Consider the following 18,143-nt stretch of genomic DNA (forward strand, 5'->3'; position numbering starts at 1 on the left):
AAAAGATGTTAAAGATGAAGAAGTTTGTTTATGTTAGTCTATCCATTTTGTCAGCCTTTACTTTGGCGGCTTGTTCTGGTCATAAGGAAGAAGCAAAAGTTTCAGAAGCAAAAGTGGAACAAACACAAGCTAAGTTTGATGAGAAGTTGTTCAAAGAAGCTGGTCTCTTGCCTTTTAAAAGTGAAAAACAGCTTGAACTTGGCGAACTAGATTCTAAAAATCGTGCGACGGGTGCTCATATTCAGCTAAAGGATAGAGATGAGCCAACTGAGAAAAGAGATTCAAAATTGACCTATGATCCAGTAGGGTGGCACAACTATAAATTCTTTTACGGAGATGGCCGGGAAGAAGCTTGGTTGATGAGTAGAGGTCATTTAATTGGTTACCAATTTAGTGGTCTGAATGATGAAAAGAGAAATTTAGTTCCTATGACTAACTGGCTCAATGCTGGAAATTATTCTGGGACTGACGAATATAACCAGAGTAGTATGCTATACTATGAAAATCGATTAGATTCATGGCTCGCTAATCATCCTAACTACTATCTTGATTATAAGGTGACACCAATTTATCAGAAAGATGAGCTGATTCCCAGACAGATTGAGTTGCAATATGTAGGCATTGATGAAAATGGTAAACTCTTGGAAATTAAATTGGAGAGCAGTAAGGAAAAGGTTGATAAGTATTCTGTAACACATGTCATTTTAGATAATGTTTCGGCTAATGCAGAAATTAACTATTTGGATGGTACTGCTAAAAACCTAGTTGAAGACGCAAAGGCAAAAGAAGAAAAAGAAAAAGCCAAGAAGGAAGCTGAGGAAAAGGCTAAGAAAGAGGCGGAGGAAAAAGCAGAAGCTGAGAAGAAGGCGAAAGAAGAGGAAGAAAAGGTTCGTCAAGCAGAACAAGAAAAGGAAGAAAGTCAGGAATCAAATACGCAAGCAGCAAATTCAGGTGGTTATTTCAAAGATTCCAGAGGAAGATGGCATAAACCAAATGGCAAGTATGCCTCTAAGAAAGAAATTATAGCAGCTGGATTAACTTGGTAATCATGTAAATGATGAAATAATAGAATAAATCATTGTCAAAAAGCCGTTGCAAAGCGGTTTTTTGTTGCGTGTTTTGGGGTAATATAGTAGAATTATGAAGATATTAAATATTTTTTGGAGATTAATATGAAGAAAAAAATAATTATATTGTCAATGTGTCTGATATTAGGAATTTCTGGTTTTGGATACTATTTCTTATCTTATGTTCCCTACAGATCTGCTGTAACTAAGTTTGAAGATATAGTCAAAGATTTACAAGAAAAAAATAAAGAGGTTGAAGGCCAAATAGCTGAGGCTGAGAAGGTAATTGAAATTGGCGAAGAGCCATTGGATTCAAAAAAATTAGAAGAATTAAAAAAAGCAATTGAAGATAGTCAGAATTCGCTTCGAAAAGTACCAGAAATGGAGAAATCAACTGCTAAGATTGAGGAGCAAATAGAAGAATTAAGCAAGCCAGTGGACTATAGTGAAACAATAAAGAATTTATCTGACAAACAGACTCTTTATCAAAATAGTATTCTTCAACTAAAACAAATTACAAATCCATCTAATACTTTTGTTGAAGAAAGACTCAAAGAAATTTCTTCAATTACAGGAGTACAGTCTGTTACTGAAAATAACGATCCAAATAATAAATTGAATAAACAAGGTGGGTATACAGCGTCTGTATATTTTGTTGACAATCAAGTTACACATTCAGTAGAGGGATCTGATATTGTTCAGAAAGGAAATGATGCTGGTGGAAATGTAGAGGTGTATAAGACAAAAGAAGAAGCTGAGAAACGAAACACATATATTAGCGCATTTGATGGTACTGCTTTAAATCCTGGTTCACACTATGTTTATGGAACAGTTTTAATTCGTACATCACATTATTTAACAGGAACACAGCAGAAAGAGTTAACTGAAAAAATTTATAATAAACTGATTGAACTTAAATAATTTAAAAATTGGATAGCTATTAGTTTATTTAACTAATATACAGTCAAAAAGCCGTTTTAAAGCGGTTTTTTTGTTATAATGAAGTGAAGATTTATCGATATAAAAGGAGAAAAACATGACTTTCGAAGAAATCCTGCCTGGATTAAAGGCTAAGAAAAAATATGTACGAACTGGTTGGGGAGGAGCTGAAAACTATGTGCAGCTTTTTGATACCATTGAACAAAACGGGGTTGCACTTGAAGTGACACCCTATTTCCTAATCAACGTGTCTGGAGAAGGAGAAGGTTTTTCCATGTGGAGTCCGACACCTTGTGATGTTTTGGCGACGGATTGGGTAGAAGTGCATGACTAGACGTGTATTGATTACAGGAGTGAGTTCAGGGATTGGTCTGGCTCAAGCTCGACTTTTTTTAGAGAAGGACTATCAAGTTTATGGAGTGGATCAAGGTGAAAATCCACTCTTACAGGGTGATTTCCACTTTCTACAGAGAGATTTGACCTTGGGCTTAGATCCTATTTTCGATTGGTGTCCTCAGGTTGATGTTTTGTGCAATACTGCGGGAGTTTTGGATGATTATAGACCACTTTTGGAACAGACAGCGCAGGAAATTCAAGAGATTTTTGAAATCAACTACGTTACTCCAGTAGAGTTGACTCGGCATTATTTGACACAAATGTTGGAAAATAAAAAGGGAATCATCATCAACATGTGCTCTATAGCTTCTAGCCTAGCAGGTGGAGGTGGTCACGCCTATACTTCATCTAAGCATGCCTTGGCTGGCTTCACCAAGCAGTTGGCTCTAGACTATGCTGAAACTGGGATTCAGGTTTTTGGTATCGCTCCAGGAGCAGTCAAGACAGCTATGACCGCTGCGGACTTTGAGCCAGGTGGCCTAGCTGACTGGGTGGCTAGTGAAACACCAATCAAGCGCTGGATAGAGCCAGAGGAAGTGGCAGAAGTCAGTCTCTTTTTGGCCAGTGGAAAGGCATCTGCCATGCAGGGTCAAATTCTGACAATAGATGGTGGCTGGTCGTTGAAGTAGGAGGATCTGATGGAAATCAAAAATCACAGAAGAGAATGCATCGCAAGAAGTCTTGAAAGTCAAAGCAGAATTATTAGGATTTCCAGAACTGGGCAATACTTCTTACATGAATTGGAAGGTGAATGATGAGAAACCAACTGGCTCTTAGTGGAGAAAAAATTCTTGAAAAAGTTTATCCTCAGTTATTGCACCATATCGGCATGATTCGTGGGGAATATTTGTTGAGAGAGCTTAATCAAAACATCATATTAGCAAGTTGTCAGCAATTTGTAAAAGATTATCTAGAGACTATCTGCTCCCTGTACTCAGATGAAGAAGTTTGGTATCGTTTTTCTGAATTAACAAATACAGAAGCTAATTGTCTAAAGGGGACTAAAGAGTATTTTGATGAAAATCATCCCTTATTTGGATATAGAGGAACTAGGCGTTTGCTGGCGTGTCCGGATGAATTTCAGGCTGAAGCACATGTCGTTACAGAAGTTTATCAAAACAATCCCAATCTGTCTCTTATTTTTCCTTTTGTCAATGATGCTGAACAGTTAAAGCAAGCTATTAGAGTATTGCGTCAGCATGGTTTTACTGGGAAAGTCGGCACGATGATTGAATTACCGTCAGCGTATTTTGACTTGGATAGAATAATGGAAACGGGCATTTCAAAGATTGTAGTTGGAATGAATGATTTGACTTCTTTTGTTTTTGCCACTGTGAGAAACAGTCAGTGGCATGATATGGAAAGTCCAATAATGTTAGATATGCTGAGACACATGCAGGATAAAGCAAGGATTAAAAATATTGACTTTGCTGTAGCAGGCTATCTGAATACTTCTTTCATACAAAAAATGAATCAGATGGGTATCGAATGCATTCTCCATTACAGCTCTATTCCGGAGATTTTTGATTTAGAAATTGACCATCCAGACCATCTCAAATACATAAAAGAAGAAAGTAAAAAATTACAAAGGAGCAACCTATGACGCCGCAAGAAATGTGGAATAAATACAAGCAAATCAATCCTTCTATCGGAGATGAAATCGATGCTTGGGCTTTTGGAGTAGATGCCGATTTCTTGGCAGATTTGGTTTTAAAAGGAGAAAAGACAGCAACCGCCTCGGCCTACGACCTCTACGCACTAGAAGACGAACCCCTTCCGCAAGAAGGGACATTTGATGTTATTTTAGACAGTCAAGATCAGGCTGTCTGCATTGTCGAAATTACAAGGATTTCCGTTCAGCCCTTTAATCAAGTTTCTGCGCAACATGCCTATAAGGAAGGTGAGGGAGACAAATCTATGACCTATTGGCGTCAGGTTCATGAGGACTTTTTCACAGACTGTTTGGGTGAAGCAGGACTAACTTTTACACCTGATAGTAAGGTTGTTTTAGAAGAATTTCGTAAGGTCTACCCACTGTAGACTGTTAGACGGAAGAAAGTTTTGGAAATTACCGTCCAATCCTTTTTTCTTAAACAAAAAATGATATAATAAGTTTGTTTGAAGAAGAGCTTTAGCTCTTAAACTTAGATAGGAGAAAACTATGCAAGCAGTTGAACATTTTATTAAGCAATTTGTTCCTGAACATTATGATTTATTTTTAGACTTGAGTCGTGAGACCAAGACGTTTTCAGGGAAAGTGACCATCACTGGGCAAGCACAGAGTGACAGCATTTCCCTTCATCAAAAAGACTTGGAAATCGCTTCTGTAGAAGTTGCAGGTCAAGCTCGCCGCCCATTTACAGTTGACCATGACAATGAAGCCCTTCATTTTGAACTTGCGGAAGCAGGTCAAGTTGAAGTGGTTATCGCTTTTTCAGGAAAAATCACAGATAACATGACAGGGATTTACCCTTCATATTACACAGTTGATGGAGTCAAGAAGGAAGTCTTGTCTACTCAGTTCGAGAGTCATTTTGCGCGCGAAGCCTTTCCATGTGTGGATGAGCCAGAAGCTAAAGCAACTTTTGACCTCTCTCTACGTTTTGACCAAGCAGAAGGTGAATTGGCCTTGTCTAACATGCCAGAAATCGATGTTGAAAACCGTAAGGAAACAGGTATCTGGAAGTTTGAGACAACACCTCGCATGTCTTCTTACTTGTTAGCCTTTGTAGCAGGTGATTTGCAAGGTGTAACGGCTAAAACTAAAAACGGTACCCTCGTAGGTGTTTATTCAACCAAAGCTCATCCACTATCTAACCTTGATTTCTCACTGGATATCGCTGTTCGCTCTATCGAGTTTTACGAAGATTACTATGGAGTTAAGTACCCAATCCCTCAATCTCTCCACATCGCCCTTCCTGACTTCTCAGCCGGAGCTATGGAAAACTGGGGTCTTGTGACCTACCGTGAAGTTTACTTGGTTGTGGATGAGAACTCTACCTTTGCCAGCCGTCAACAAGTTGCCCTTGTTGTGGCACATGAATTGGCTCACCAATGGTTTGGTAACCTGGTAACTATGAAATGGTGGGATGACCTTTGGCTCAATGAAAGCTTTGCTAACATGATGGAGTACGTCTGTGTGGATGCTATTGAACCAAGCTGGAATATCTTTGAAGATTTCCAAACAGGTGGTGTTCCGTCTGCCTTGAAACGTGATGCGACTGATGGTGTTCAGTCTGTCCACGTCGAAGTGAAACATCCAGATGAAATCAATACGCTCTTTGACGGAGCTATCGTCTATGCCAAAGGAAGTCGCCTCATGCACATGCTTCGTCGTTGGCTAGGTGATGCCGATTTTGCCAAAGGTTTACATGCCTACTTTGAAAAACATCAATACAGCAATACAATTGGTCGTGACCTTTGGGATGCTCTTGGTCAAGCGTCAGGTCGTGATGTTGCAGCCTTCATGGATTCTTGGTTGGAACAACCTGGTTATCCAGTTCTCACTGTCAAAGTTGAAAATGATGTCTTGAAGATCTCACAAAAACAATTCTTCATCGGTGAGCACGAAGACAAGAACCGTCTCTGGGTTGTGCCACTAAACAGCAACTGGAAAGGCTTGCCTGATACACTCGAAACTGAAAGCATCGAAATCCCTGGCTACGCAGCTCTTCTTGCTGAAAATGAAGGAGCTCTTCGTTTCAATACTGAAAATACAGCCCACTATATTACAGACTATCAAGGAGACTTGTTAGATGCTATTCTTGCTGACCTAGTTGAGCTTGATAACACAAGTAAACTTCAAATCGTTCAAGAACGTCGTTTGCTTGCTGAAGCGGGGCACATTTCTTATGCTGACTTGCTCCCAGTCCTTGATAAACTTGCTAAAGAAGAATCTTACCTTGTCGTTTCAGCCGTTTCTCAAGTGATTTCTGCCCTCGAGCGCTTTATCGATGAAGGAACAGAAGCTGAAACAGACTTTAAAGCATTGGTAGCTAAATTGGCTCGTCACAACTATGACCGTCTTGGTTTTGAAGCTAAAGATGGTGAATCAGATGAGGATGAGTTGGTTCGTCAGTTGGCTGTTTCTATGATGATTCGTTCAAATGATGCAGCAGCTAGTCAAGTCGCTAGTCAAATCTTCGCAACTCACAAGGAAAATCTTGCTGGCCTTCCAGCAGCAATCCGTTCACAAGTTCTTATCAACGAGATGAAACATCATGAGACCAAAGACTTGTTAGCACTTTACCTTGACACTTATACTCACGCAACAGATGCTGTCTTTAAACGTCAGTTGGCAGGAGCTCTTGCCTACAGTACAGATGCGGACAATATCCAAACCTTGATTGCTTCTTGGAAGGACAAATTTGTAGTTAAACCACAAGACTTGTCAGCTTGGTACTTCCAGTTCTTAAATCATCAAGCAACTCAGGAAACAGCTTGGTCTTGGGCACGTGAAAACTGGGCTTGGATTAAGGCAGCACTTGGAGGAGATATGAGCTTTGATAGTTTTGTTATCCTTCCTGCGCATGTATTTAAGACTCAGCAACGCTTGGTGGAATACAAGGAATTCTTTGAACCACAACTTTCTGACCTTGCTCTTAGTCGTAACATCGGTATGGGAATTAAGGAGATTGCAGCGCGTGTTGACTTGATTAACCGTGAAAAAGCTGCGGTCGAAGCAGTTGTTCTTCAATACGGAAGTAAATAAATAAGCCTAAAATAAAAAGAAAACTCAGCTATCTCTTGTAAAATGCAGAGAGTTGAGTTTTTTTTAAGGCAAATTTGGTATAATGGTTTTAATAAGGAGGAGTTTCTCATGATAAAAATCTTATTGGTTGAGGATGACCTAGGCCTGTCAAATTCAGTATTTGACTTTTTAGACGATTTTGCAGATGTCATGCAGGTATTTGATGGAGAAGAAGGTCTCTACGAAGCTGAGAGTGGCGTCTATGACTTGATTTTGCTCGATTTGATGCTGCCTGAAAAAAATGGCTTCCAAGTATTGAAAGAATTGCGTGAAAAGGGAATTACGACACCAGTTTTGATCATGACTGCCAAGGAAAGTTTGGATGACAAGGGACATGGATTTGAACTGGGAGCGGATGACTATCTGACTAAACCCTTCTACCTAGAAGAACTTAAAATGCGGATTCAAGCCCTTCTTAAACGCTCAGGCAAGTTTAACGAAAACACCTTGACTTATGGAAATATTGTAGTTAATTTGTCAACCAATACCGTTAAGGTTGAAGATACTCCTGTCGAATTGCTGGGGAAAGAGTTTGATTTATTAGTTTATTTCCTGCAAAATCAAAATGTTATTTTGCCCAAGACTCAGATTTTTGATCGTCTATGGGGATTTGATAGTGACACAACTATTTCAGTTGTCGAAGTCTATGTTTCAAAAGTCCGTAAGAAATTAAAAGGAACCACTTTTGCAGAGAATTTGCAAACCTTGCGCAGTGTTGGGTATATTTTAAAAGATGTTCAGTAAACTAAAAAAAACATGGTATGCGGATGACTTTAGTTACTTTATTCGTAACTTTGGTGTCTTCACTCTGATTTTCTCCACCATGACCTTGATTATTTTACAGGTCATGCACTCGAGTCTCTATACTTCGGTGGACGATACGCTACATGGTTTGAGTAATAATCCTCAGGCAGTTATTCAGCTGGCAGTAAATAGGGCAACAGAAGAGATTAAAGACTTAGAGAATGCTGCCACAGATACTAGCAAGACTGATGTAAAACCCAATGTCAGTTCCAATACAGAGGTTATTCTTTTTGATAAGAATTTTACCCAACTCCTTTCTGGAAATCGATTTTTGGGATTGGATAAGATTAAGTTAGAAAAGAAAGAACTAGGTCATATCTATCAGATTCAGGTTCTTAATAGCTATGGACAGGAAGAAATCTATCGCATGATTTTGATGGAAACGAATATTAGTTCGGTTTCAACCAATATCAAGTATGCCGCTGTCTTGATTAACACTAGTCAGTTGGAGCAGGCTAGTCAAAAGCATGAGCAATTGATTGTCGTTGTGATGGCAAGTTTCTGGATTCTGTCTTTGCTTGCCAGTCTCTATCTAGCTAGGGTCAGTGTTCGGCCCCTGCTTGAGAGCATGCAGAAGCAGCAGTCCTTTGTGGAAAATGCTAGTCATGAGTTACGAACCCCACTTGCAGTTCTGCAAAATCGTTTAGAGACCCTTTTCCGTAAGCCAGAAGCTACCATTATGGATGTGAGCGAAAGTATTGCTTCGAGTTTGGAAGAAGTTCGAAACATGAGGTTTTTGACGACAAACTTGTTGAATTTAGCTCGTAGAGATGATGGGATTAAGCCAGAACTTGCTGAAGTCCCAACTAGCTTTTTTAATACGACTTTCACGAACTATGAGATGATTGCTTCGGAAAATGACCGTGTCTTCCGTTTTGAAAATCGTATCCATCGAACGATCGTCACAGATCAGCTTCTTTTAAAACAACTGATGACCATCCTATTTGATAATGCCATCAAATATACTGAAGAGGATGGTGAAATAGATTTTGTGATTTCAGTGACCGATCGCAATCTGTATTTACTTGTTTCTGATAATGGAGTCGGTATTTCCGCAGAAGATAAGAAGAAAATTTTTGACCGCTTTTATCGAGTGGACAAGGCTAGAACCCGTCAAAAAGGTGGTTTTGGTTTAGGATTATCTCTGGCCAAGCAAATTGTAGATGCACTAAAAGGAACCATTACTGTTAAAGATAATAAACCAAAAGGAACAATCTTTGAAGTGAAGATTGCCATCCACACACCATCTAAAAAGAAAAAATAAAAATATCGCTCCAGCTGGGGCGATATTTTGGATTTATCTTCTACGTTTTCGTTTGATAATAGATCGTTGAATTTTTAATACAAGTAAGCTGGATCCGATTGCTGCGGCAAAGGCAAGAGCAGTTGATAATTTTAATGCTAAAAAGATAAAACTAAAGATAGCAATACAGATACAAAAAACAGCGATATTAACAAAAAATAGGATTTCCTTGAGATTGGCATCAGATTGTGCTTCAGGTGTATAATCTTGATAGCGGGGAACCTGCTGGTTTAATTCTTCTTGATAGTCTACCTCATAGGATTGTAATTTTCTTACGGGCATTATTCTCTCCTTAACAGTACATACCTATTTTATCATTTTTTCAGCAGAGAATTATTACAGAAAGGTTACAAAAAGAATAAAGTCCCTTTTCATTTTTAAAGAATAGCTGATTTTTGAGAAATATGGTATAATTTTTCTTATGGAAAAGATTATCATTACAGCAACTGCTGAAAGTATTGAACAAGTTAAACAACTGCTCGAAGCTGGCGTAGACCGTATCTATGTCGGTGAGAAAGATTTTGGCCTTCGTCTGCCAACAACCTTTAGTCATGACCAATTGCGTGAAATTGCTAAGTTGGTTCATGAAGCAGGTAAGGAATTGGTCGTTGCGGTTAACGCCCTCATGCACCAAGATATGATGGATCGTATCAAGCCTTTCTTAGACTTTTTGGAAGAAATCCAGACAGACTACATTACGATTGGGGATGCAGGTGTCTTTTACGTAGTCAATCGTGATGGTTATTCCTTTAAGACCATCTACGATGCTTCAACCATGGTAACTAGCAGTCGTCAGATAAACTTCTGGGGACAAAAGGCTGGTGCATCTGAGGCTGTTTTGGCGCGTGAAATTCCATCTGCTGAACTCTTCAAAATGCCAGAGATTTTGGAAATTCCTGCTGAAGTTTTGGTTTACGGTGCTAGTGTCATCCATCATTCTAAACGTCCGCTCTTGCAAAACTACTATAACTTCACGCATATCGATGATGAAAAGACTCGCAAGCGTGACCTTTTCTTGGCAGAGCCAAGTGACCCTGAGAGCCATTATTCCATTTTTGAAGATAATCATGGTACCCACATTTTTGCCAACAATGACCTTGATTTGATGACAAAATTGACAGAATTGGTAGAGCATGGTTTTACTCACTGGAAATTAGAAGGTCTCTATACACCTGGTCAGAACTTTGTTGAGATTGCAAAACTCTTTATCCAAGCGCGTAGCTTGATTCAAGAGGGTAACTTTAGCCATGACCAAGCTTTCTTGCTGGATGAAGAAGTTCGTAAACTTCACCCTAAAAACCGTTTCCTTGATACAGGATTCTATGATTACGATCCTGATATGGTTAAATAGGACATCAAAACCCGAAATAAAAATGTTCGGGTTTTTCTAGTGTATCCATGAAATAAAAACGGATACATGTTATAATAGAAATAGCTCTTTAATGGAGGTGTTTGAGTGGAAAATCTGAAGAAAATGGCAGGTATCAAGGCTGCTGAGTTTGTCAAGGATGGCATGGTAGTCGGACTTGGAACGGGTTCTACTGCCTATTATTTCGTAGAAGAAATTGGTCGTCGTATCAAGGAAGAAGGGTTGCATATTACAGCTGTAACGACTTCTAGTGTGACTAGTAAACAGGCTGAAAGTCTTAATATCCCGCTCAAGTCTATTGACCAAGTAGATGTTGTCGATGTGACAGTCGACGGGGCGGATGAAGTGGATAGTCAGTTTAATGGAATCAAAGGCGGTGGGGGAGCCCTTCTCATGGAGAAGGTTGTGGCAACGCCCTCAAAAGAATATATTTGGGTAGTGGATGAAAGCAAGCTAGTCGAGAAACTGGGTGCTTTTAAATTGCCAGTAGAAGTGGTTCAGTATGGCGCAGAGCAGGTTTTTCGTCGTTTTGAGCGAGCTGGCTACAAACCAAGTTTCCGTGAAAAAGACGGCCACCGTTTGGTGACGGATATGCAGAATTTTATCATTGACCTTGCCTTGGATGTCATTGAAGATCCAATTACTTTCGGACAAGAATTGGATCATATCGTTGGTGTTGTAGAGCACGGCTTATTCAACCAAATGGTGGATAAGGTGATCGTAGCTGGACGAAATGGGGTTCAGATTTTAACTTCAACAAAAGCAAACTAATCAACATAATAAGGAGACACATTATGTCAAAATTTAATCGTATTCACTTGGTGGTATTAGATTCTGTAGGAATCGGTGCTGCACCAGATGCTAATAACTTTGTCAATGCAGGAGTTCCAGATGGAGCTTCTGACACATTAGGACACATTTCAAAAGCAGTTGGTTTGAATGTCCCAAACATGGCTAAAATTGGTCTTGGAAATATTCCTCGAGAAACTCCTCTTAAGACTGTTCCAGCTGAAAGCAATCCAACAGGATATGCAACAAAATTGGAAGAAGTATCTCTTGGTAAGGATACCATGACTGGACACTGGGAAATCATGGGCCTTAACATTACAGAACCTTTCGATACTTTCTGGAATGGATTCCCAGAAGAAATCTTGACAAAAATTGAAGAATTCTCAGGGCGCAAGGTTATTCGTGAAGCCAACAAACCTTACTCAGGAACGGCTGTTATCGATGATTTTGGACCACGTCAAATGGAAACTGGGGAGTTGATTATCTATACTTCAGCTGACCCAGTCTTGCAAATTGCTGCCCACGAAGACATTATTCCTTTGGATGAATTGTACCGTATCTGTGAATACGCTCGTTCGATTACCCTTGAGCGCCCTGCCCTTCTAGGTCGCATCATTGCCCGTCCATATGTTGGTGAGCCAGGTAACTTCACTCGTACGGCAAATCGTCGTGACTTGGCTGTATCTCCATTTGCACCGACTGTTTTGGATAAATTGAATGAAGCTGGTATCGATACTTACGCTGTTGGTAAAATCAATGATATCTTTAACGGTGCTGGTATCAACCATGACATGGGCCACAACAAGTCAAATAGCCACGGAATTGATACATTATTGAAGACCATGGGACTTGATGAATTTGAAAAAGGATTCTCCTTCACAAACTTAGTTGACTTTGATGCTCTTTACGGCCACCGTCGTAATGCTCACGGTTATCGTGATTGCTTGCATGAGTTTGATGAACGCTTGCCTGAAATTATCGCAGCCATGAGAGAGAACGACCTTCTCTTGATTACTGCGGACCATGGAAATGACCCAACCTATGCAGGAACTGACCACACTCGTGAATATATTCCATTGTTGGTCTACAGCCCTGCCTTTAAAGGGAACGGTTTGCTACCAGTCGGACATTTTGCAGATATCTCAGCGACTGTTGCTGATAACTTTGGTGTTGAAACTGCCATGATTGGGGAAAGTTTCTTAGATAAATTGGTATAAGATGACGCACTATGCTTTGCTAGTGAGAGGCATTAATGTTGGTGGCAAGAATAAGGTCGTTATGACGGAACTTCATCAAGAATTGACAGAGTTGGGACTGGAAAAGGTTGAAACCTACATCAACAGTGGCAATATTTTCTTTACTTCGACAGACCCCAAAGCCCGATTGGTTGAAAAGTTAGAGACTTTCTTTGGAATTCATTATCCATTTATTCAGAGTTTTTCCCTACTGACTCAAAAAGACTATGAAGCAGAAGTCGAGAATCTGCCAGCTTGGTGGACCAAAGACCTGGCTCGAAAAGATGTCCTCTTCTACACGAAGGGCTTGGATGTGGATCAAGTGATCGAGAAAGTGAACAGTTTGGAACTGGAAGATGAAGTCGTTCATTTTGGGAAACTTGGTATTTTCTGGGGGAAATTCTCTGAGGAATCCTACTATGCAACTGCCTATCATAAGTACTTGCTCAAGATGCCTTTCTACCGCCAAATCACCATTCGCAATGCTAAAACTTTTGAAAAAATCGGTCAAATGCTAAAAAATAATAAAGGAGACACACAATGACATTTTTAGATAAGATCCAAGAAACAGCTGCTTTTCTGAAAGATAAAGGAATCCAAGCGCCTGAGTTCGGTTTAATCCTTGGATCAGGACTTGGAGAATTGGCAGAAGAAATCGAAAAACCAGTTGTAGTAGACTATGCTGAGATTCCAAACTGGGGCCGCTCTACAGTAGTCGGTCACGCTGGTAAATTGGTATATGGTGAACTGGCAGGTCGCAAGGTCTTAGCTCTTCAAGGTCGTTTCCATTTTTACGAAGGAAATCCTCTCGAAGTCGTGACCTTCCCAGTTCGTGTCATGAAAGTTCTCGGATGTGAAGGTGTCATTGTAACTAATGCAGCTGGAGGTATTGGATTTGGTCCTGGTACCTTGATGGCTATCTCAGACCATATCAATATGACGGGGCAAAACCCATTAATGGGTGAAAACTTGGATGAATTTGGTCCTCGTTTCCCTGATATGTCTAAGGCCTACACACCAGAATACCGTGCTACTGCCCATGAAGTGGCTAAAAAACTTGGTATCAAGCTTGATGAAGGTGTTTATATCGGTGTTACTGGTCCAACTTATGAAACACCAGCAGAAATCCGTGCCTATAAGACACTGGGAGCAGATGCTGTTGGTATGTCTACGGTTCCTGAAGTTATCGTGGCAGCCCACTCTGGCTTGAAAGTTCTCGGTATTTCATGTATTACTAACCATGCTGCTGGTTTCCAAGAAGAACTCAACCACGAAGAAGTTGTAGAAGTAACCGAACGTGTTAAAGGTGATTTCAAAGGCTTGCTTAAAGCGATTCTTGCAGAATTGTAATCATGTTAATAGAATTGAGGAGTATTTTTCGAAAAATCCCTTATAATTTTAGATTATTCATAGCAGTAATTCTGCAAGGAACAGTTTCGGGTTTATCTGGTATAGTTCTCCATTATCTTTTAGAGATGGTGGAGGAGCTAGCTTTTGGTCAGTCAGAGCATCATAGTGGATTTTTGACAGATGGTGTTTCCTCGTCACGGATAGGATTAAGTTTAATAATTGTGGGTCTTAGCTCATCCTTGGTCTGGTATTTCTTGCAAAAGAAATCACAGATTTTTTCCATAAAAGCACAGATGAAGGATGAGACTGCACAATACAAGCTTCATTTTTTAAAACAGCTATTTCATTCAATTTGGCAGATCATTGCAGTTGGAGGGGGAGCGCCTATTGGTAAAGAAGCTGCGCCACGAGAGATTGGGACTCTGTTTGCAGGACCAATTGGAAAAATATGTATACTGTCTAAGAAGGATCAAATCTTTCTCCTTGCTTGTGGTGCTGGTGCTGGTTTAGCGGCTGTTTATCAGGTTCCATTAACAAGTGTCTTCTTTGTTTTTGAAACCCTAGGAATTGCTCCATCTATTAAACGATTTGTCTTAGTCGGTTTGACTACCTATGTCTCAACCTATATAGCAGGCTGGGTTATTTCAGATCAGGCTCTCTACCAGATTCCAGCTATCACATGGTCATTAAAGGAAATATGGATTATTCCCTTATTACTTCTTTTCTTAACCCCACTAGCTTGGCTTTTTGGTCGCTTAAGTAAGGCAGCGTCTTCAAACAGAATAAAAGATAAACGAATACTTCTCACATTGCCCTCAGCTTTTCTTTTTCTTGTTGGTCTTGCAAGTTCCTTTCCACATCTACTTGGCAATGGACGCATGATGGCTCAGGAAATTTTAAATGGCAGCAGTGGCCAAACAGTGCTTCTCATGTTTTTCCTAAAAGCAGTGGTCGTTCTTATTATCCTTTGGGCAGGGGCCTATGGTGGTACTCTTACGCCATCTTTTGCCTTGGGGATGGCTGGAGCTGGTCTCTTGGGCATGATTCTAGGTTTGGACAGTCAGCCAACCGTTTTACTTTTGGGCTCTGTTTGCTTTTTATCTGTGACCTTGAGGGCACCCTTTTCTGCAACTGGATTAGTAATAGGTTTCACTGGGATAGGTTTAGATTCTCTTCCGTATCTCTTAGTAATAGCTGTTTTAGCCTATGAATTTGCAAAAATGTTAGACCGCTTTCCTTGGACTAGCATACTGTGTCAGGAGTCAAAGAATAAAGTAATTAGGTAGGGATCGTCTGTTTCTTCTAGTCAATGATTTGATTTAAAAGATTAAAGAATATTATCAATTTATTTATAATTAATTTAAATAAAAATGAAGTGGGCTTATCGGAGTCATGATTGAATACGATTTTTCCTAGCTATGAAATATAAAAATAAAAAAAAGAAAGGTAGAGCGTGTGTTTTGATTTGAACACGAGCGGAAAACTTTTTTAAAAACTCAGAAGAGAAGTGGAGTTCAGGGTTGAATTGAATCCGGGCTAATCTTCTCAATATCATCAAAATTAAGAAAGAAAGGAATTGAACCCACCCTAAAAGCAGTGGGAAAAAGATAGTTGGTCTAGCGAGCATCGCTCACTGCACCCAACTCCTATTTTCCCTTTGCTTTTTGACGGGTTTGGTATCTTATATTATGTCTATCCATATTGCTGCTCAGCATGGTGAAATTGCTGATAAAATTCTTCTTCCTGGAGATCCGCTTCGTGCCAAGTTTATTGCGGAGAATTTCCTTGAAGACGCTGTTTGTTTTAACGAAGTGCGTAACATGTTTGGTTATACTGGTACTTACAAGGGCCACCGTGTATCTGTCATGGGAACTGGGATGGGAATGCCATCTATTTCGATCTACGCGCGTGAGTTGATTGTTGACTACGGTGTGAAGAAATTGATTCGTGTAGGAACTGCTGGTTCGTTAAACGAGGATGTCCATGTCCGTGAATTAGTTTTGGCGCAGGCAGCGGCAACCAACTCTAACATCATCCGCAATGACTGGCCACAGTACGATTTCCCACAAATCGCTAGCTTTGATTTGCTGGACAAGGCCTACCATATCGCCAAAGAACTTGGTATGACAACCCACGTTGGGAACGTTTTATCATCTGATGTCTTTTATTCAAATTACTTTGAAAAGAACATCGAGCTTGGTAAATGGGGAGTCAAGGCTGTGGAAATGGAAGCAGCGGCCCTTTACTATCTGGCAGCCCAACACCATGTTGACGCTCTTGCTATTATGACTATCTCTGATAGTTTGGTTAATCCAGACGAAGACACAACTGCAGAAGAACGCCAAAATACCTTCACCGATATGATGAAGGTTGGTTTAGAAACCTTGATTGCAGAGTAAAATGCAAAAGAAAATCCTGATTTCAAATAAAATCAGGATTTTTTCATGGATGCAATTTTTTCTGGGTCTGGTGTGACACGGAGGGTCTTTTGTCCTGTGTAGGTGACAAAACCGGGTTTTCCACCAGTTGGTTTATTGAGTTTCTTGACTTCAATCATATCTACCTGAACCAGATTTGACAGGCGACCTTGAGAGAAGTAGGCGGCCAGTTCTGCCGCGTCTGTTTTGACTTCATCAGATGGGTCAAGATTGCCTGAGATGACAACATGGCTTCCAGGAATATCCTTGGCATGGAACCAAAGTTCCTCCTTGCGAGCCATTTTAAAGGTTAGCTCCTCGTTTTGCAGGTTGTTGCGGCCGACATAGATGATGGTTTTGCCATCACTCGCTAGATATTGTTCTGGTTTTTTGCGCTTCTGAATTTTCTCTCGCTGTCTTCTACGGATAAAGCCAGTTTGGATTAATTCCTCACGGATTTCAGCGATTTCTTCTAGCCCAGCTTGGTTGAGGACAGTTTCGACACTTTCTAGATAGAGAATAGTGGCCTTTGTTTCTTCAATCAGATCAGTCAAGTATTTGACTGCTTCTTTGAGTTTCTGGTAACGTTTAAAATAGCGTTGGGCATTCTGGTTGGGAGTCAGAGCCTTATCAAGCGCAATGGTGATAGGTTGGTTGGTATAGTAGTTGTCTAGGATAACCTGGTCTTGGTCATTGGGAACTTGATGGAGGAAGGTTGTCAGTAATTCCCCTTTTTGACGAAATTCTTCAGCATTGTCTGTCGCCAGTAACTCTTTTTCCTGTTTTTTGAGTTTGTGGCGATTTTTCTGAAGTTCATTTTCAACACGGCGAATGAGTTCACTGGCTTGCTGTTTGACACGGTCGCGCTCAGCCTTATCCTTATAGTAGGTGTCCAACAAATCAGAAAGACTGGCAAAAGGCTCTCCCATCTGATTTGCAAAAGGAACTGGGCTGAAGGAAGTCTCAGTCAAGCATGGTTTGGTTTCTTGATTGAAAAAGGTACGGAAAGTAGATAGTTTATCACTAACCAGAATGTTTTCCAATTCATTTGCCGTATCGCGTCCTAGACCTTGAAAGAGGCTTTGAAGATTTTTAGCTGTGGTTTCTTGTGTTTGTAGGATTTCAAAGAGTTTTTCATCCTTGATGGTGAAAGGATTGAGTGATTCCGTACTTGGCGGAGCGATATAGGTTGACCCAGGAAGCAAGGTACGGTAGCTATTTTGTGAAAAACCGACGTGTTTGATAACTTCGAGGATTTTATGACTGCTCTTATCAACTAGTAGAATATTACTATGTTTGCCCATGATTTCGATAATCAAGGTAGCCTGGATATGGTCTCCAATCTCGTTTTTATTGGAAACTGTCATTTCCACAATACGGTCATTTTCCACTTGCTCAATCGACTCAATCAGGGCACCCTGCAAATATTTTCTTAAAACCATGATAAAGGTAGAGGGTTGGGCTGGATTTTCAAAGGTCGTTTGGGTCAGCTGAATGCGTCCAAAAACTGGATGGGCAGAAAGGAGCAGGCGATGGCTTTGGCGATTGCTGCGGATTTGCAAGACCAACTCTTGTTCAAAAGGCTGATTGATTTTCTGAATGCGACCATTCACTAACTCTCTTCGCAATTCCTCAACCATATGATGTAAAAAAAATCCGTCAAATGACATCGTTCTCTCCTTGTGATTGTATTCCATAGTATTATATCAAAAAGGTAGAATAAA

Annotated in this window: 18 protein-coding genes and 1 pseudogene; 17 read left to right on the forward strand and 2 right to left on the reverse strand. The window is 40.2% G+C overall.

The features are described 5' to 3' along the window. Window positions 1-14 precede the first annotated feature (14 nt). From B7697_RS08405 to ciaH, 10 genes and pseudogenes are all read left to right on the forward strand, one after another. Window positions 15-1,046 carry a DNA/RNA non-specific endonuclease gene (locus tag B7697_RS08405; protein ID WP_084951518.1) on the forward strand — a complete coding sequence of 344 codons (1,032 nt, stop codon included), beginning with the start codon at window positions 15-17 and terminating at the stop codon, window positions 1,044-1,046. Between the two features lie 126 nt (window positions 1,047-1,172). Then, on the forward strand, window positions 1,173-1,988 hold the full coding sequence (locus tag B7697_RS08410; protein ID WP_084951320.1) for an EbhA: 816 nt from the start codon (window positions 1,173-1,175) through the stop codon (window positions 1,986-1,988). 115 nt (window positions 1,989-2,103) lie between these two features. Next, window positions 2,104-2,340 (forward strand): DUF2829 domain-containing protein, encoded by a 237-nt coding sequence (locus tag B7697_RS08415; protein WP_000141913.1) that lies wholly within the window; start codon window positions 2,104-2,106, stop codon window positions 2,338-2,340. Continuing rightward, window positions 2,333-3,031, forward strand: a complete 699-nt coding sequence (locus tag B7697_RS08420) for a 3-oxoacyl-ACP reductase (RefSeq protein WP_084951324.1) — start codon at window positions 2,333-2,335, stop codon at window positions 3,029-3,031. The genes B7697_RS08415 and B7697_RS08420 overlap by 8 nt, the downstream gene beginning before the upstream one ends. Before the next feature lie 19 nt (window positions 3,032-3,050). After that, window positions 3,051-3,179: pseudogene (locus tag B7697_RS09450) on the forward strand (NUDIX hydrolase); the annotation flags it as partial. Beyond that, complete coding sequence (locus B7697_RS08425; protein WP_142359006.1) at window positions 3,157-4,005, forward strand: putative PEP-binding protein; 849 nt, start codon at window positions 3,157-3,159, stop codon at window positions 4,003-4,005. The pseudogene B7697_RS09450 and the gene B7697_RS08425, both read left to right, overlap by 23 nt. Then, entirely contained in the window at window positions 4,002-4,442 is a 441-nt protein-coding gene (locus B7697_RS08430; RefSeq protein ID WP_084951326.1) for an ASCH domain-containing protein, read from the forward strand. The genes B7697_RS08425 and B7697_RS08430 overlap by 4 nt, the downstream gene beginning before the upstream one ends. A gap of 121 nt (window positions 4,443-4,563) precedes the next feature. After that, window positions 4,564-7,113 (forward strand): M1 family metallopeptidase, encoded by a 2,550-nt coding sequence (locus B7697_RS08435; protein ID WP_084951329.1) that lies wholly within the window; start codon window positions 4,564-4,566, stop codon window positions 7,111-7,113. A gap of 108 nt (window positions 7,114-7,221) precedes the next feature. Further along, entirely contained in the window at window positions 7,222-7,896 is a 675-nt protein-coding gene (gene ciaR / locus B7697_RS08440) for a two-component system response regulator CiaR (protein ID WP_000590639.1), read from the forward strand. Then, complete coding sequence (ciaH, locus tag B7697_RS08445; RefSeq protein ID WP_084951332.1) at window positions 7,886-9,220, forward strand: two-component system sensor histidine kinase CiaH; 1,335 nt, start codon at window positions 7,886-7,888, stop codon at window positions 9,218-9,220. Before ciaR ends, ciaH begins: the two co-directional genes overlap by 11 nt. Before the next feature lie 33 nt (window positions 9,221-9,253). Here ciaH and B7697_RS08450 read toward each other — a convergent pair whose 3' ends face one another. Beyond that, a complete protein-coding gene (locus B7697_RS08450) occupies window positions 9,254-9,541 on the reverse strand; it encodes a DUF3270 domain-containing protein (RefSeq protein WP_084951334.1) in 288 nt (95 codons plus the stop codon). Window positions 9,542-9,680: 139 nt separating this feature from the next. Here B7697_RS08450 and B7697_RS08455 point away from each other — a divergent pair, with 139 nt between their 5' ends. From B7697_RS08455 to deoD, 7 genes are all read left to right on the forward strand, one after another. After that, window positions 9,681-10,610, forward strand: a complete 930-nt coding sequence (locus B7697_RS08455; RefSeq protein WP_084951337.1) for a peptidase U32 family protein — start codon at window positions 9,681-9,683, stop codon at window positions 10,608-10,610. 105 nt (window positions 10,611-10,715) lie between these two features. Next, window positions 10,716-11,399, forward strand: coding sequence for a ribose-5-phosphate isomerase RpiA (rpiA, locus tag B7697_RS08460; protein WP_084951340.1), 684 nt, complete (start codon window positions 10,716-10,718; stop codon window positions 11,397-11,399). A 23-nt stretch (window positions 11,400-11,422) separates the two neighbouring features. After that, complete coding sequence (locus B7697_RS08465) at window positions 11,423-12,634, forward strand: phosphopentomutase (protein ID WP_084927481.1); 1,212 nt, start codon at window positions 11,423-11,425, stop codon at window positions 12,632-12,634. A 1-nt stretch (window position 12,635) separates the two neighbouring features. Beyond that, on the forward strand, window positions 12,636-13,196 hold the full coding sequence (locus tag B7697_RS08470) for a DUF1697 domain-containing protein (RefSeq protein WP_084951343.1): 561 nt from the start codon (window positions 12,636-12,638) through the stop codon (window positions 13,194-13,196). Further along, complete coding sequence (locus tag B7697_RS08475; RefSeq protein ID WP_084951346.1) at window positions 13,193-14,002, forward strand: purine-nucleoside phosphorylase; 810 nt, start codon at window positions 13,193-13,195, stop codon at window positions 14,000-14,002. Before B7697_RS08470 ends, B7697_RS08475 begins: the two co-directional genes overlap by 4 nt. A gap of 2 nt (window positions 14,003-14,004) precedes the next feature. After that, on the forward strand, window positions 14,005-15,288 hold the full coding sequence (locus B7697_RS08480) for a chloride channel protein (protein ID WP_084951348.1): 1,284 nt from the start codon (window positions 14,005-14,007) through the stop codon (window positions 15,286-15,288). 402 nt (window positions 15,289-15,690) lie between these two features. Then, window positions 15,691-16,401 carry a purine-nucleoside phosphorylase gene (deoD, locus tag B7697_RS08485; protein ID WP_084951351.1) on the forward strand — a complete coding sequence of 237 codons (711 nt, stop codon included), beginning with the start codon at window positions 15,691-15,693 and terminating at the stop codon, window positions 16,399-16,401. 32 nt (window positions 16,402-16,433) lie between these two features. On the opposite strand, the gene pavA is transcribed toward deoD, so the two are convergent. After that, window positions 16,434-18,089: an Rqc2 family fibronectin-binding protein PavA gene (gene pavA / locus B7697_RS08490; RefSeq protein ID WP_084951354.1), complete on the reverse strand. Its 1,656-nt coding sequence runs from the start codon at window positions 18,087-18,089 to the stop codon at window positions 16,434-16,436. Between the last annotated feature and the right edge of the window lie 54 nt (window positions 18,090-18,143).

The organism is Streptococcus mitis (genome assembly GCF_002096895.1).
In the GTDB taxonomy this organism is placed as follows: domain Bacteria; phylum Bacillota; class Bacilli; order Lactobacillales; family Streptococcaceae; genus Streptococcus; species Streptococcus mitis_AH.